The sequence below is a fragment of the Nostoc linckia z4 genome, from assembly GCF_002608075.1.
In the GTDB taxonomy this organism is placed as follows: domain Bacteria; phylum Cyanobacteriota; class Cyanobacteriia; order Cyanobacteriales; family Nostocaceae; genus Nostoc; species Nostoc linckia.
In genome coordinates, this window is sequence record NZ_LAHA01000037.1 from 1 (window position 1) to 15,460 (window position 15,460).

At 38.6% G+C, this 15,460-nt stretch carries 15 protein-coding genes; 4 read left to right on the plus strand and 11 right to left on the minus strand.

Annotation, left to right across the window (positions count from 1 at the left end):
- Window positions 1-197: 197 nt before the first annotated feature.
- From VF06_RS24585 to VF06_RS24635, 11 genes are all read right to left on the minus strand, one after another.
- Window positions 198-590, minus strand: a complete 393-nt coding sequence (locus tag VF06_RS24585; protein WP_099066016.1) for a hypothetical protein — start codon at window positions 588-590, stop codon at window positions 198-200.
- Between the two features lie 69 nt (window positions 591-659).
- Complete coding sequence (locus VF06_RS24590; RefSeq protein ID WP_099066017.1) at window positions 660-1,541, minus strand: STM4011 family radical SAM protein; 882 nt, start codon at window positions 1,539-1,541, stop codon at window positions 660-662.
- Window positions 1,542-1,578: 37 nt separating this feature from the next.
- Complete coding sequence (locus VF06_RS24595) at window positions 1,579-2,349, minus strand: hypothetical protein (RefSeq protein WP_099066018.1); 771 nt, start codon at window positions 2,347-2,349, stop codon at window positions 1,579-1,581.
- Between the two features lie 183 nt (window positions 2,350-2,532).
- A complete protein-coding gene (locus tag VF06_RS24600) occupies window positions 2,533-2,787 on the minus strand; it encodes a hypothetical protein (protein WP_099066019.1) in 255 nt (84 codons plus the stop codon).
- A gap of 45 nt (window positions 2,788-2,832) precedes the next feature.
- Window positions 2,833-4,272, minus strand: a complete 1,440-nt coding sequence (locus VF06_RS24605; RefSeq protein WP_099066020.1) for an STM4012 family radical SAM protein — start codon at window positions 4,270-4,272, stop codon at window positions 2,833-2,835.
- A gap of 15 nt (window positions 4,273-4,287) precedes the next feature.
- Window positions 4,288-5,088 (minus strand): STM4013/SEN3800 family hydrolase, encoded by an 801-nt coding sequence (locus tag VF06_RS24610; protein ID WP_099066021.1) that lies wholly within the window; start codon window positions 5,086-5,088, stop codon window positions 4,288-4,290.
- Window position 5,089: 1 nt separating this feature from the next.
- Window positions 5,090-6,280, minus strand: a complete 1,191-nt coding sequence (locus VF06_RS24615) for an STM4014 family protein (protein WP_099066022.1) — start codon at window positions 6,278-6,280, stop codon at window positions 5,090-5,092.
- A 61-nt stretch (window positions 6,281-6,341) separates the two neighbouring features.
- On the minus strand, window positions 6,342-7,301 hold the full coding sequence (locus VF06_RS24620; RefSeq protein WP_099066023.1) for a hypothetical protein: 960 nt from the start codon (window positions 7,299-7,301) through the stop codon (window positions 6,342-6,344).
- Window positions 7,301-8,509, minus strand: coding sequence for a WD40 repeat domain-containing protein (locus VF06_RS24625; protein ID WP_099066024.1), 1,209 nt, complete (start codon window positions 8,507-8,509; stop codon window positions 7,301-7,303). The genes VF06_RS24620 and VF06_RS24625 overlap by 1 nt, the downstream gene beginning before the upstream one ends.
- Window positions 8,510-8,613: 104 nt before the next feature.
- Window positions 8,614-9,978 carry a leucine-rich repeat domain-containing protein gene (locus VF06_RS24630; RefSeq protein WP_099066025.1) on the minus strand — a complete coding sequence of 455 codons (1,365 nt, stop codon included), beginning with the start codon at window positions 9,976-9,978 and terminating at the stop codon, window positions 8,614-8,616.
- Between the two features lie 18 nt (window positions 9,979-9,996).
- A complete protein-coding gene (locus tag VF06_RS24635; protein ID WP_099066026.1) occupies window positions 9,997-11,250 on the minus strand; it encodes an STM4015 family protein in 1,254 nt (417 codons plus the stop codon).
- Window positions 11,251-11,510: 260 nt separating this feature from the next.
- Here VF06_RS24635 and VF06_RS24640 point away from each other — a divergent pair, with 260 nt between their 5' ends.
- The 4 genes from VF06_RS24640 to VF06_RS24655 all read left to right on the plus strand — a co-directional run bounded on the left by VF06_RS24640 (window position 11,511) and on the right by VF06_RS24655 (window position 15,386).
- Window positions 11,511-11,759 carry a DUF2997 domain-containing protein gene (locus tag VF06_RS24640; protein ID WP_257208139.1) on the plus strand — a complete coding sequence of 83 codons (249 nt, stop codon included), beginning with the start codon at window positions 11,511-11,513 and terminating at the stop codon, window positions 11,757-11,759.
- A gap of 11 nt (window positions 11,760-11,770) precedes the next feature.
- The gene (locus VF06_RS24645; RefSeq protein WP_180267536.1) at window positions 11,771-12,430 is read left to right on the plus strand and encodes a molecular chaperone GrpE; all 660 of its coding nucleotides are present in this window, start codon (window positions 11,771-11,773) and stop codon (window positions 12,428-12,430) included.
- A 132-nt stretch (window positions 12,431-12,562) separates the two neighbouring features.
- On the plus strand, window positions 12,563-14,122 hold the full coding sequence (locus VF06_RS24650; RefSeq protein ID WP_099066028.1) for an Hsp70 family protein: 1,560 nt from the start codon (window positions 12,563-12,565) through the stop codon (window positions 14,120-14,122).
- Between the two features lie 67 nt (window positions 14,123-14,189).
- Window positions 14,190-15,386 (plus strand): WD40 repeat domain-containing protein, encoded by a 1,197-nt coding sequence (locus VF06_RS24655; protein ID WP_099066029.1) that lies wholly within the window; start codon window positions 14,190-14,192, stop codon window positions 15,384-15,386.
- Window positions 15,387-15,460: the final 74 nt, after the last annotated feature.

Consider the following 15,460-nt stretch of genomic DNA (forward strand, 5'->3'; position numbering starts at 1 on the left):
AGGGAAGGGGGAAAGGTGAAAGGTGAAAGGGGAAAGGTTTTAAATCACTTACCGTTTCCTCAGCCCGAAAGAAGCGCATTTTTGGGTTGGCAGAGTACTAGGGTAGCCCGCAGGGAATAATATGTTATCTATAGTAATTTAAATAGGACTTACGCAACGCCTATAAAAGTGGGCAGCGAAGGTTTCCCCATTCTCTTTTATTCCAAACTAATTTTCCACAAGCCAGACAGTGGATTCGACTGTTGGAATTGATTATCGCTGCCCCCTAGCCAATTATTGCCATATACTAACCCAAGACTGAATATTGCATTGATGGGATATTGCCCTAGCATTCCAAAGCCTTCAATATTGTTTGAGTCAGCGATCGCTTCCTGGTTCAACTGTATAGTTATTTGATTGCCATCGTCAAAATAAATTGTCGCTCGTTTTTTGTGAAAGCGTACCTGGACTTTGTATACCCCACCAGTTGCATAATAGTAAGCTTTGGCGGGTAACTTTTGACCATCGATATTCTGCCCTTTGAATTCAACTGCCATAGCAGGGGTGCTTAGTAGTAAGAGAAATGCTAAGACTAACTTTAAAACTTTCATAATTCTTGCTGTAGGGAGATGGAGAATAGAAATTATGAAATTACGTTTGGTGAATGCAAATTGGTATAATTATAGTCTACCGTTCCTTAAGGCTAAATTAGTCCATTGTTCGGGTATTCTTTCTAAAATACCAGAACCGAACACCTGATTCATGTTTAAATAATCGAGATGAATGTAACCAATATGACAGTGACAAGTTTGGTTAGTACAAGGTTGGTCAGATAAAGCTGTTGCCCAATCAGAATCATAAATATTACCAATTGGCGATTTAATAAAATGACAACGACGCATTGTCCCATCGCCATCAACAGAAATTACTGATTTTCCAGCCCGACAAGAATGACCAAAGCTAGGATAATGTTTGGTATTTAATTCATATAATGGGTCGATAAATTGGAAAAACTCTCTGTCTGATGGTGATAAATTGGGGAGTTCAGCTTTGACAGCATTAATCCACAGATAAACTTGATTTGGTAATTCTTGACGTAAAGCGGCTATTTCTGATTTAAACTTAGGAAAGCCCACAACTCCGACGCTAAATTTAACATTTTGGTGGTGTAATTGAAGGCATTTGGATAAAAAGCGATCGCGTGACACCCATTCTGAATGAAAAGTCGCCCAAAGTGCCAATTTTTCTTTATTACATTCCTCTACCCAATCTAGCTGACAAGAAAGATTAGTTTGAATTGCAGCTTTATTAACATTGGGTAAATTCGTTAATTTTACCAAAGCTTGCTGATACCAAGAATGGATTAAAGCTTCTCCCCAAGGGGTAAACAGAATTGAAAATTGATGTTGGGGATGTTGGGAAATCCAATTGACAAACCGTTCTAAAGATTGTTTATCGATTGCTAATTCTGCGGCTGTTTGTTGGCGTTTAGCAAAGGGGCAATATTCACAGCCGTAGTTGCAACTGATTAGAGAACCGCGATAGAGGATGGTGAGGTGCATATTAATTTAATATCTAAATAAATTTATTTAAAATTGATTACTCAGAAACAGAACAATAGCGGTCTTCTGGACTCTTTAATGTATCTGTGATGACTTCAACATCTAACAGTTTCAAGCGTTCAATCATTTCTTCAGTTAAACAACTATCATAAAGGTTAAGAATATCTAGCTGATTCACAGCAGGACAATTTAGTAAAGCTTCAGCACCATCATCACCTAAGTTTCCTAACGAAAGGTCTAAAACTTTGATTGTATTGATGACAGGAGAGTTAGCAAGAGTAACGGCAATATTATCGCTATATTCACTGTTACGCAGTCCCAAATAAGTCAATTTGGGAAATAGCTCGCCTGAGAAAATTGGCATTAAATCATCAATGGAAGAGTTACCACCATATTCCTCACTACCTAACCATAATTCTAAATGTTCTAATGCTGGTAGTTCCAGAGAGAGAATTTGAGCAATTTTGTCACGCCCTAATCCTCCAGTTTCTACAATTAGCGTTTTCAAATGCTCGTGACGTAAAGAAATAAATTTTTCCCAAGGCTCACCGTATATGTGGCGTTCATCTCCACCACGAACTAGCAACATTTCTAGATTAGGAAAAGCTTTTAAAATTAGGCTAATATCCTGAATAGGTGTCCAAGATATCTGGTAATCTATGTCATAAGGCCCGTAAAAAAGTGCTTTAATATTTTTTAAAATATTTGTAGGTAAAATGCGCCATAAGTCATAGTAACCTCTAAATATCAAAGCTTCTACTTTATGGATTTTTGGTTCTTTTAAAAAGTTCGTAACATCATCATCCATAACATAAGCTTTTTCAGCATGATTTTGCAGACCTATATTAGGGTCATAGCTTTCAACTTCCCGATAGTAGAATTCTGTAAAAGTATTATAGATATACCCCTCAATTAAGGTTTCGTCTATTCGCTCAAATAAGTCCCAATATTTATATTCTTGTAAAACTTGTTTAACTTGAGGTTCAATGCGTTAGCATAATAAATTATAGGCTGCTTGACGTACTTTTCTTGAAGAATCTTGCAATGACTGAATTACCAAATTTAAACCTTCTGCTTGATAATGTAATGCATCTTGAACAGCCGCTACCCGTATCTCAACATCAGGATTTACTAAACGTTTTCTAACACCTTCAATTCCACCTAAAACAGCACCTTGTATTGGTGGCGGTGCTTCTCCTCCAAGTACTGCATCAAATTCTCTAGGTTGATTTTGATTGTCTGTCATATTTTCCTTATTACTTGCTTCTATACAAATATGATTGAAAATCCACTATTTCAACTCATAATCCTGCATTAATTCCTGAACTTTCTCAGAAAATAACCATGCGCCGATAGTATCAGAACGTTCAATGCCAAATTCAGTTAAGTGTAAACTATCTTCATCTTTTATCGCCAAATTTAAAGTCAGCAATTCTGAAAGTTCTGGAAAATCAGCGTCTACTTGACTAGCAAATCGCTGACGATAATTAACGAAATTTAATCCTTCATCAGAAAGTAAAGATAATAAAATATATCGCCGACGTTGTTCTTCTGCATTTAGTTGAAAGCCGTAATGCGCGTATTCAAATAACTCATCGGCTGTTTGAATATATGCTTGCAAAATATCACGAATTCCCTTTGCACCCACCGCATATTCGTTGGAGTAGTGCAAAGTATTTGTGTAGGAACGTGCGCCACAACCTAAACCAACCATACCGTCGGCTTGACAGCAGTAGATGGGAGAGGGGGGAGACAAGGGAGACAAGGGAGAGGGGGGAGACAAGGGAGAAAGATTGCTACCTTGTCCCCCTTGTCCCCCTTGTCCCCCTTGTCCACCTTGTCCCCCTTGTCCCCCTTGTCGAAACATCCGCATAGATACTTGAGTATACCCTTCAGACAACAGGAGCGATCGCCCCTCGCGGTAACAAGCTAAACGAATATCGTCCCATTCTTTGTCTGTGCGTCCCAAACCTGTTAACGGCCGTACATACAAGGGATACAGATAAATTTCTTCTGGTTGAAAGCGCAAAGCAGTATGTATTGATTGCAACCAAGTATCGACGGTTTGACCGGGTAAACCGTAAATTAGGTCAATATTCAAAGTCGGAAATCCAGCTTCTTTTATCCTTGTCAAAGCTGCTTCTACTTGAGTATTAGATTGACGGCGCTGGGTTGCTAAGACTTCCGACTCGATGAAACTTTGGACACCAATGCTAACACGATCTATAGAGTGCGATCGCAACAGTTTTAACTTTTCCTCAGTTGCAGTTTCTGGTGAAACTTCCACAGAAATCGGAATTTCCTGTAACTTTGCACCCATAGTATTTTCAGCAATATCGAGAACAGTTGCGAGATGCTGAATGGGTAACTGAGTCGGAGTTCCCCCACCGATAGCGAACCTTGCAAATGACGCATCACCCAACACCGCTTTCATCCGTTGCGCCTGTCGCTGTAACGTGCGGACATATTGACTGATAAAATCTTCATTGTGGCTGACTGTGGTAAACAAATTGCAGAAACCACAACGCATTTCACAAAACGGTATGTGTATGTAAAGAAATAGTGCTTGTCTATCTTGCTGCGTCCAAAGTTCCGGGAGATATATAGGTGGGTTGAAAGGACGATAAGCTGTTTTATGGGGATAAGAATAAATGTATGCTTGATAGGGAGACTGGGCAATTTTAGATTTTAGATTTTGGATTTTAGATTGAGGATTTTGGGTTTTAATCATAAATTTTCAAGGTTTTCATAAAATAAACTCTGCATAGGGAACAGTCCAAACAACGGGATGGCTGAGTCGATGTCCAGTGTAACCATCTTCACCATAAGTTGTCCCGTGGTCGGAACAGAGAATGCAAAAAGTAGAATGTCTTTGGCGTATAATATTCCAGAGTTTGGCTAATTGACCATCTACATATTCCAAAGCTGCGGCGTGAGATTCAATGGTGTCGATTTTATCCTTTGCGTTGGGAAGGTAAAAGTAATTTGGTTGATGCAAAGCGGAAATATTTATAAATAAAAATATGCGTTGATTATGTGGCGTTTTTTCTAAAATTTCCTTCGCCAAGTTTACCTGATTTTCTGTAGATTCGGGATTAGTAACACCTAACTCTGGACTCCAGTAACTTTCGGCAAACATTGAAGGAAATACATTACCTATAGGATTGCGTTTGTTAAAAAAACCAACTCCACCAATGCAAACTGTATGATATCCCTTGGCAGCTAATCCACTAACAATATTTGAGCTATCTAACACACAAGTTTTATCAGTTGTGGTGGTACTTCCTTCAAATCCCAAAGCAAAAATCCGGGGGTGAATTCCTGGCGTTACAGGTGTAGGTAAAAAGCCTGCGAAAAAAGCATGATGCGCCGCGTAAGTGAAATTTCCAGGTGAATGACGTTCTTCCCAACCTGTTTTAGGTAAAACTTTTTCTAAATTAGGAGTCCGTTTTTGTGCGAGTAATTTTTTGGCTACATCGTAACGTAGTGTATCTAGAGTAATAAATAAAATATCATAAGTTCCCACGATTTGATTCATATTAAACATATTAAAAATTTTTCTTTATTCTCTGTGTTCTCTGCGTCTTTGCGGTTCGTTCCAAAACTGCCTTAACTTCACTCGTATAAGTATCCATCCCATCCCACAAAATTCCCGGTAGTAAATCGCCAAAAGCATTAATCTCTAATATTGCATGAGTTTTCCAATCTGGTAAAATTAGTAAATCAACTCCGCAATACAAACTATCAAGAAATAACGCTGCTGCTTGTTCGCAAGTTTGCTTCATCATCTCCCAATTTTCTACACCAACTTTTGCTAAAAATTCATCTGTATTTCCCCGTTCATTCCCTAAATGCAAATTTGTCATGGGACTTTTACCAAGGCGAACAACGATATGCTGTGCTTCACCATTGATAACCACGATACGCACATCAAAACCGCATCCTTGTAAATGTGCTTTGGGTAGCCATTCTTCAACTTGTACGCCTTCTGCTGTCAAAATGTTGATGATATCGGCGATTTCTTCATGATGAGTGTAGTGACTAATTTTACGGGAGTTGTAGAGTAGAGTTTCGCCATTTTCCCGCACTCGTTCGACGGTGGTAATAGCTGATTCAAAACGGGAATTTGCGCGATAAGCAACAACTCCAGAAGCGGCGGAACCGTGGGAAAGTTTGACGAATACTCGTTCTATTCCCTGGGTTTGCATTTGTTCGCGCAAATGTTCGTAATTGTGAATTTTACCTAGAGAACGAGGAACGGGGATATTATGACGGCTGAATCTTTCGTGACAAGCTGGTTTGTCAAACATCACAGCGATGTCTTGGGGATGGTTCATGAAGTACCCCTCCCCGCAAGCGATGAGGGTAGTAAGTTGTGTTTCCCATTTTTGCAACAGATACCGCCAGCCTAAATACCACTGTCGCGGATAGAGGATGAGTCCTTTGTCAAATTCTAATTTTGTCGCGGCTTCTGCACTGATATGTTGATGACTGGAAGTAGAAAAAATTTCCCTACTCCCTTCTGCGATGATGGCTTTATCGACATCAAAGTTTTTTTCTGGAGAGTCAAAGCGGATAATAGTATTGGGTGTATTGAATTGTTCGAGGGTTTGTTTTCCTGCTATTAAGTCGGCGTAATCTACTACGGTAGCTGGTGGTAAGTTGAAATGGGCGATCGCTTCTTGGAAGAAACCGACACGGCGGTTTTCAGGGTTGGCGATGAGGATGAAATTTAGCATTATCTAATATATTTTTTATTCGTGGAGGGCAGAATAGCGATCGGCAAATTCAGATTCTTCATTACTCATACAAAGCACAGTATCGTGACACGCTACATCCTCCTTCGATTTCATCCTGTTGTTCGTCTGCAATCACCTGACAATTAAGCTGTAACAATCGTTGAACCATACCCTCTGATACGCAATTATTAGAAATGTTGAGGGTATGAAGTTGATTTATCGCTGGACAATTTAACAAAGCGTTTGCCCCATAATCGCTTAAATTACCCATTGATAAATCAAGCACTAAGAGACGTTCAATCATTGGCGATCGCACTATATTCTCTGCAAGCAAGTCAGAAAACTCGCTGCTACGAAGTCCTAAGTAAGCCAAATTTGGAAATGATTCACCAAAGAAAATTGGTATCAAATTATCAATAATAAATGTTTCATTCCTTAGTTGCCTACCTAGCCACAGTTCCAAGCATTCTAGATTTGGTAATTCTAAAGCACAAATTTGAGAGAAATTTCTATCATCGATATCTGCTGTTTCGATGATTAGTGTTTTGAGATTTTTATGGATTAAAGTTTCGCATTCTAAGAGATATTCATAAAATTGACCGCGTACTTTTAGCAATTGCAAATTAGGAAATGCTTCTAGAATTGGACGAATATCAAAAATTGCTAGCTTAGATTTGCGATATTCATGTTGTTCTGCATCTCCTATAAATAATGCTTGAAGATTAGGCAGTTTTTCATAGGCATCGCAAAGTGCTTCTAAAACTATCCCAAAACAGATATTATTATTGTTCCAGTAATTTTCATATTCTATTTGACAAATCAAAGCTTGAATTTTGCTAGATTGAGGGTCTTCCAAGAGATTATAAAAACTCTCTAAATTTATATTTTTACTGCGATTTTCTGGTTGAATTTGAATCGCATAAGCATGATTTTCAGGGTTGCTAATACCAACTTGAGGATTAAATTGTTGGAATTTCCAGTTTTCCAGATTGAGAAAAAGTTGACTAATACTTTCTGACATTAAAACCTCCATACTTTGACTGTGTGATCTACACCACCACTCACTAATATTTGCCCATTAGAACTTAGTGCTAATGAACGAATAGCTCCTGCATGACCTTGAAATGAGAAAATTTTCTTTCCTGAAGCTAAATCCCAGACTTTGATATTTTGGTCTCCAGCAGTCAGAAAAGTTTTACCATCGGGACTGAATACGATAGAACGAACCCAACCAGCATGACCGTAAAAAGAAAAAATTTCTTCCCCAGTTTGCATATCCCAAATTTTAATTCTCTGGTCACTACCACTTACTAATGTACGCCCGTTAGGGCTAATTGCTAAAGACCGTATTGAATGGGAATGTCCTATAAGACTCCAAATTTCACGTCTAGAATTTAAATCCCAAATTTTGATACTTCTATCTTCACCGCCACTGATTAAAAGCTTGCCATCAGGAGATATACAAAGAGCATAAATTGAGCGACGATGCCCTTCTAAAATAGCAACTTCTTCACCCCAATTCCACTGCCAAATTTTGATACATCCATTTCCATCTGCACTTACAAAGCTTTCTCCATTAGGATGTATAGCCAGAGCATAAGTTATAGTTAAATTATTGCTTAATTTAGCAATATATTTACCTATATTTATATCCCAAATTATTATATTTTTATCTGCACCAGCACTAATCATCTTTTCTCCATCAGGACTAATAGCTACCCAATTAATATCAGAAGTATGATGATGATTAAACCGCAGATCAAATTTTTCTTGTCCTGTCTCTAAATTCCAGACTTTCGGCGAATTGATACTGTTATAGCGGCTATCACCTGAACCACATACCAAAGTTTTGTTATCAGGACTAATAGCTACAGAATGAACTTGTTGGTAATATGCTTTTAATGTATGAACGCACTGAAAAAATTCATAAGGATTAAAGTCTTGCAGTGCTTGTTTGACAGATAATTCCGTGCGCGATTGCAAAATCTTATAAGCCGATAATCTCACCTGTCCCGACTGATTATGTAGGGCTTGAATTACTATCTCCAAACCTAGATCGCCGTAATTCAACGCTTCGGAAAGTGCATTCACTTGTACCTCAACCACCGAACTTCTTAACCGGCTTCTTACCCCCTCAAGTCCTCCTAAAATTACACCATGAACTGGTGGTGGTACTTCTCCACCAAGTACTGCATCGTATTCTCTTGGTTTATTTGGATTGTTGTTCATCTTAGATAAACTGTATTATTTTATTGATTTATTCCCAGACTGAGTAATAGCGATCGCTAAACTGAGAATCTGCAATGACTCGACATTTCAAGTTTGAAAGTTGCTCATTCCCAAGTTGGAGAATAACGATGGTAGTATTTTTGTGACTTAGCATTTACTTTGCACTTTAATTTAGATAACTTTTGAACCATTTCTTTAGTTAAACGATTCTGACTCAGATTTAGAATTTGTAAGCGATTTATAGCCGGACAATTTAATAAAGCTTCTGCTCCTTTGTCGCCTAAATTTCCATCTGATAAGTCAAGCCCTATCAAGCGATGGACTAACGCTGAACGTATAAGTGCAGTGGCAATTTTGTTATAATCTCTACCTCCTCGGAATCCTAAGTATTTTAAATTAGGAAAAAAGTTACCTGAAAACATAGGTGCTATTTCAGTAGCATTTGGTTGAGTATTGTTAGGGCCTTTGAAGAAACCTAAATCAAGATATTCTAAAGCTGGTAATTCTAGTTTATAAATCTGCTGCAATGTTTCTTTATTTAAATATCCATCGACAATTAATGTCTTAAGATGATTATGTCTTACTGGGCTAAATTCTAGATGACCACCATTACGGATTTCTAGGAATTCTAGATGAGGGTAAGTTTTCAAAATAGCGCTAATATCACCAAGTCCTCTTGGTGATATACTAGTGTCGATCCATACAGCCTTTAAACCGCTTAAGTATTCATGAATATCAAACAAAACATCAACAACATACTTAAATTTCTTACCATAGCCAAATTGTTCATAACTAAGTTGAGAGATTAATACTTTTATCTGACTGATTTGTGGAGATTGCACTAATGATTGAGCTTGTTCGATACTTTTTAAAACATAGACATTTTCCGATGAATTAATTATGCCTAGTTTCGGGTTAAATTTATCGCTTTGCCAATCTTGTAACCTAGTAAATAACTGCAACTTATCAAAGTTTGACAATGCGTGCTTTGTTTTTAAATCTGACCTGTTCTGCAATAATTTATAGGCATAACTTCGCACCTGTCCAGAGGAATCCTGTAAACCAGCAATTACTAAATCTAAACCTGGTGTTCCGTAATTTAATGCTTCCGAAATTGCTGCAATTCGTGTCTCTATAGTTGCACTTTTCAGACGATTTTTAACACCTTCAATTCCTCCTAATACTACACTTGTCATAGGTGATGGAGTGTTACCGCCTAAAATAGCATCAAATTCTTGGGGTTGATGTTGGTGATTGTTAGAAAGCAGCGATCGCTCTTTTCTGGCTGCTAAAATAGCATCATAAAATTCCGAAATATTCAGTTGTATTTTTTGTCGTCCGGAACTTTGAATTACACTATAATAACCACATTCTTTTGCTCGTTCGCTATGAGGTAGATGATATAAGAAGTTTTCAAGCTTTTCTAAGAGAGCTTCGCCTTTAAGCTTTTCATATTTAAAATTAGACATGATGCACCTAGTGATAAATTACTCGGCAACAGAACAATAGCGACCATGAATGTAGCTATCATCATCTTCTTTTTTCTGATGATTTGCCAAAACACGCACATCCAAGCCAGATAATTTATGAATCATTTCCTGAGACAAAAAGCTTTCTGAAACATTGAGAATATCAAGATAATTAATAGCTTCGCAATTCAGTAACTCTTCAGCACCCGCATCACTCAACGTTCCCATCGACAGGTCAAGTACGCTGATAGAATTAATAATTGGAGAAGTAACAATGGCATTGACTATTTCATCAGTAAATTGACTATTGCGTAACCCTAAATAAGTTAAGTTGGGAAACTTATCTTCAAAAAGAATAGGATGTATATCTTCAACCCAACAGTCTCCACCGTAATCTTCACTGCCAAACCATAATTCTAAATGTTCCAATGCTGGCAGATTCATATTACAAATTTGTGCGACGGTATCCCGACTTAATCCCCCAGTTTCTACAATTAAAGCTTTGAGGTTATTGTGTCGCACTGGTGGACTAAAATGTAAACCGTCGCCACCACGAACTTGTAAAATTTCCAGTTTAGGATAAGCTTGTAAAATCGGGCTGATATCACTTTGCTGAATCCAAGAAATTTCGCATTCATTATAAGCAATATTGCCAATAAAAACAGCTTTGAGATTAGTTAAATATTTTTTGGCATCAACTAAAGTTTGAACAATCTCACTTGAATCGCGTTCATAAGATTCTGCCCACAAACCAAAGACTAAAGCTTCTAATTTGTCAGCGTTGGGTTCTTGCAAAAGCCTACTAATTTGACTCGGTAAATCCTCTTCATTATCATACTCATATCTGAGCGCGTAAGCTTTGTTAACAGGTTCAAGAATACCTATATTTTTCTCAAAATCTACAACTTGCCGATTAGCAAATTGAGTAATGTCAGACTCTTGATACTTCTCAAATCTTTCTTCCAAGTTCCAAGGTTTATATGTTTGCAATGCTTGTATAACTTGCGGTTCTATTCTTTGCTTTAATACTCGATAAGCAAAACGCCGCACTAATTTCGATTTATCTTGCAACGCTTGAATCAAAACATCCAACCCTGCATCACCATATTTCAAGGCTTCGCTGAGTGCAGCAATTCGCACATTAGCTACAGGATTTGATAAACAACGCTTAATTCCCTCAATTCCTCCAAGAACAACTCCATCTACAGGAGGCGGCGATTGTCCGCCAAGTACAGCATCATAATCTCTGGGTTGATTTTGATTGTCAGTCATGTTGCTTTACCTTTCAAGTCTTAATTAGGGTTCCCAAAAACTTTATTACAAGTTTGCTCAAGTTGCGATCGCCCACAATTTGTAACAAATAACACACTCATTCTCTTGACTCAGTTTCTTTGAGGCTTGTGTAATCTCATGAAAAATAGTACATTTGTTTTAGTAAATTAGTAAAGCCCTGACACATTTATTTGTTTGTGCTAGTGCCAGATGGTAATTGCAGTTAACTAGCAAAAGTGATACAACGGAATAACTGCGTATTGCTTGAAAACCTTGAAAATATAGATATTTTACTTATGGCTGAGTATCAAAAAATTGAGTATCGCATCGGTAAAGATGGAAAAATTACGGAAACAGTGATTGGTGCTTCTGGTGCAAGTTGTACCAGCACAACGTCTGGAATTGAAGATGCTTTAGGAGACGTAGAAACTCAACAACTGCTTCCTGAATATTACGAGGGAGAAGAAAACGTCACAGGAACAGAACAACAGTCTCTCAAACAACAATAGGAGAGATACAGATGCTTGCAGACATCATATCAGACCTCCAGGGAACCGGAATGTTTTCTCTGGAAAGTATTTTAGCGATCGCAATCGGATTTTTGGCGTTACTTTTGATTATTCCAGTAATTAACGCGGCGATCGCTTCTCAACCAAACAAGCGAATTGATAAGTTAGGGTTGGCGCAATCTCAAATCAAATTACTAGAAGATGAACTCCAAGCATCTCAACAAAAATACTTAGAATTAGAGCAAAAAATACAGCAACTTATTTCTGAAAAAGCCGCACTGCGTCAAGAAGGTGTGCGACTCCATGAAGAATTGCAACAGCAACGTCTACAACTAACAGAAGAATTTCGCACTTCCACATTTGAGCAATTGCAGACATTACTGACAAACTATCCCAGCATTCACCAAATGGTGAGTGTGAAACCAGAATTGCCCGTAAAAAATCTGCTTTCGATGTTTACTCCTCTAGATAATCTTCTTAGTAAATGGGGTTACGAACAGATAGGCAAACCTTGGCAACAAGTCCCTTATAATTCCCAACTTCATCAACCAGACAATGCTGATATTACCGAAGGCGAATTAGTTTACATTCGATTTATTGGCTATCAGCATCAAGGAAGAATTCTTTGCCCTGCTAAGGTTAGCCGGAGTTTGCCGGGAGGGGGGAAGTAGGGAAGTAGGGGGATGGGGAGATGGGGAGATGGGGAGATGGGGGGACACGGAGACGCGGGGACGCGGGGAATAACCAATGACAAATGACAAATGACAAATGACTAATGACTAATGACAAATGACAAATGACAAATGACTACAGTAATAATTGATTTTGGTACTAGCAATACTGTTGTTTGTACGACTGATTTGATTACGCAAAAACCACGGACGTTGCGATTTGATTCGATGTCGCGGCGGTTTGAGGTTGGGGGCGAACAAGTTAGCGTTGTGCCGAGTTTGGTGTTTGTGGAAGGGCAAAATAGCATTTTGTTTGGTGAATCTGTACGTGCCAAACGCTTGGGGTTTGCCCAACCGGAACGCTGTTTTCGTGCTTTCAAACGGGATTTAGCAGCGGATTTTGTGCCGCCTCCGCGACTTTTGGATGGTAATAGTTATAGTGCTGAGATTATTTCAGAACTGTTTTTGTTAGAAATTTGGCAACAAATTGAACAGCAATTGCAGCCAAGCCACGTTATTTTTACGGTTCCTGTTGGTGCGTTTGAACGATATCTTGACTGGTTTCGCAATTTAGCCGATAAGCTAAATATTCCCGCAGTGCAAATTGTCGATGAATCAACAGCAGCAGCCCTTGGTTATGCTATCAAGCGTCCTGGTACTGTGGTTTTGGTAGTGGATTTTGGTGGCGGAACGTTGGATTTAAGTTTAGTACGGACTGTCAGCGTCGCTTCCGAACAGCAAGCAGTACGCGCTGAAGTTCTTGCTAAATCTGATGCTTTTATTGGCGGTGTAGATATCGATACTTGGATTGTCGAACATTATCTGCAAAAAATCAATTCCTCCCGCGCTGAAGTAGGAGAAATCGGTTTTATGAATTTATTGGAAGTAGCAGAAAGGGTAAAAATTCAACTTTCGACAACAGATGAAGCGAAAGAAGCTTGGTTTGATGATGAAAATTTTATGTCCCATGAATTGCAGTTACATCGGGACGATTTGGGCGAAATTTTAGAAAATCAACAATTATTAGAACAGTTAAGACAAGCGATAGATGAAGTGTTAGCGATCGCCCTTTCCAAAGGTATCGCTAAATCTGCCATCGAACAGGTTTTATTAGTCGGCGGTACTTGCCAAATTCCGGCGATTCAACAACTAGTAATTTCCTATTTCGGCAGACAAAAAGTTAAATTAGATAAACCCTTTGAAGCTGTGGCACATGGCGCATTAGCATTAAGCGAAATGACAGCAGTTGATGATTACCTGCGCCACAGTTATGCTATCCGGCTTTGGGAACCCCACAGCAAAACTTATTCTTATTTTACTTTGATTGAAAAAGGAGCAAAGTATCCAGGGGCGCGTTCTGAAGCTTTAACTTTGCAAGTAGCCACCGAAGGACAGCGAGAAATTCGCCTTGATATTGGCGAAGTTGCAGAAGTTTCCCAAGCAGAAGTTGCTTACGATTCTCAAGGCAGAATGACTAGTAGCCACTTAATAAAACAAGATAGCTATCGTTCTTTAGAAACTCATCACCAACAAGTATGCGTCGCCCATCTCGAACCGCCCGGACAAACAGGAGTAGACAGAATCCAAGCACAATTTGAAGTCAACGAACAACGGGTATTAGTAGTAACGGTAAAAGATTTATTGACGGGGAAAATGTTAGTGGAGAGGGGGGCGATCGCCAAACTCAAATAATCTCCTCTCTGCGTCCTCTGCGCCTCGGCGGTTCGTTTAAAAAATAATCGTAATTTGGTAAATTGCAATGGCAAAGAAACAGAATCAACCTAAACAATATGATGCTGTATTAGGAACTCAAAATTCTGCCCCAGTTGGTAGTATGATTTTAGGGGGGCTGGAAGGTGTTAAAAGCCGCTTGAAAAGTGTAGATATAGAAGCGCAAACTGCCGCACTAAAAGAGGCATTAAATTATGGAGAACCAGGTTTAGACTTAGTAATTCAGGCTTGGCAATATGAATCAGAAAAATTAAAGTGGGCTGCTTATTCGTTACTTCGCCACCGAGAAGAAGCAAAAGTTAAACAGTCGTTACAAGAACATAATCCCTGGTTAAAAATCACTTGCCTCCGCACTTTACAGCAGAAGATACTGGTCACAGCTGTTGCCATTAGTCGAGATGGGAAAACTCTTCTCAGTTCTGGAAGAGGCATCACTGCTTGGGATCTGCATACCGGACAACTCCAAGCTTTTTCTATAAATAATTTTGATGTTAATTCTTTAGTTATTAGCCAAGATGGAAAAACTTTAGTTAGTAGAGGAGGAACTTATGACGGTGACCATAAAATCAAAATCTGGGATTTCCCAAGTGGAAAGCGTAAACAAACTTTAGAAGAATTTACTTACAGAGTTTTTTCTCTAGTTATGAGTCCAGATGGAAAGATGCTTGCCTGCGGTAGTGAGAATAGCGGAATTAATGTTTGGGATTTGCAGACAGAACAAATTATACGTACCATGAATGGACATTCACACTACTTAGTTCAAGCGTTAGCTATTAGTGGAGATGGAAAAACTCTTGTTAGTGGTAGTAATGACGCAACTATTAAAGCGTGGAATTTTGAAACTGGAGAACTTATACACACTTTTAAAAAACATTCAAATGGTGTTGAATCTGTAGCTATTAGCCCAGACGGACAGACAATTGTTAGTGGTAGTAAAGACAAAACAATTAAAGTATGGAATTTACAGACAAAACAGCTTCAGTTCACACTTGAAGGACATTCTGGGTGGGTTTATTGGGTAGTTATCAGCCCAGACGGAAGCACTCTTGTTAGTTGTGGTAGAGACAAAACTATCAGAATTTGGGACTTGCAAACTGGGGAATGCCTACGCATTCTCAAAGAACATACTGATTGGGTTTATTGTGTAGCTATCAGTCCCGATGGAAAAACTCTGGTTAGCAGCAGTAGAGATAAAACTATCAAAATCTGGGGTATTAAGTCCTAGAAAAAGCGAGTCGAGAAAAATGTCTATAGACTTCAGCCTTTTTGTACTAGCTACTTAAAACGCTAAAATTGAAT

Excerpts from the sequence above, each read along its gene's own strand:
- VF06_RS24635 (WP_099066026.1), bottom strand. The coding sequence starts at position 11,250 with ATGACTGACAATCAAAATCAACCCAGAGATTATGATGCTGTACTTGGC.
- VF06_RS24620 (WP_099066023.1), bottom strand. The coding sequence starts at position 7,301 with ATGTCAGAAAGTATTAGTCAACTTTTTCTCAATCTGGAAAACTGGAAA.
- VF06_RS24645 (WP_180267536.1), top strand. The coding sequence starts at position 11,771 with ATGCTTGCAGACATCATATCAGACCTCCAGGGAACCGGAATGTTTTCT.
- VF06_RS24600 (WP_099066019.1), bottom strand. The coding sequence starts at position 2,787 with ATGACAGACAATCAAAATCAACCTAGAGAATTTGATGCAGTACTTGGA.
- VF06_RS24615 (WP_099066022.1), bottom strand. The coding sequence starts at position 6,280 with ATGCTAAATTTCATCCTCATCGCCAACCCTGAAAACCGCCGTGTCGGT.
- VF06_RS24625 (WP_099066024.1), bottom strand. The coding sequence starts at position 8,509 with ATGAACAACAATCCAAATAAACCAAGAGAATACGATGCAGTACTTGGT.
- VF06_RS24630 (WP_099066025.1), bottom strand. The coding sequence starts at position 9,978 with ATGTCTAATTTTAAATATGAAAAGCTTAAAGGCGAAGCTCTCTTAGAA.
- VF06_RS24605 (WP_099066020.1), bottom strand. The coding sequence starts at position 4,272 with ATGATTAAAACCCAAAATCCTCAATCTAAAATCCAAAATCTAAAATCT.
- VF06_RS24585 (WP_099066016.1), bottom strand. The coding sequence starts at position 590 with ATGAAAGTTTTAAAGTTAGTCTTAGCATTTCTCTTACTACTAAGCACC.
- VF06_RS24655 (WP_099066029.1), top strand. The coding sequence starts at position 14,190 with ATGGCAAAGAAACAGAATCAACCTAAACAATATGATGCTGTATTAGGA.
- VF06_RS24590 (WP_099066017.1), bottom strand. The coding sequence starts at position 1,541 with ATGCACCTCACCATCCTCTATCGCGGTTCTCTAATCAGTTGCAACTAC.
- VF06_RS24595 (WP_099066018.1), bottom strand. The coding sequence starts at position 2,349 with ATGGATGATGATGTTACGAACTTTTTAAAAGAACCAAAAATCCATAAA.
- VF06_RS24610 (WP_099066021.1), bottom strand. The coding sequence starts at position 5,088 with ATGTTTAATATGAATCAAATCGTGGGAACTTATGATATTTTATTTATT.
- VF06_RS24650 (WP_099066028.1), top strand. The coding sequence starts at position 12,563 with ATGACTACAGTAATAATTGATTTTGGTACTAGCAATACTGTTGTTTGT.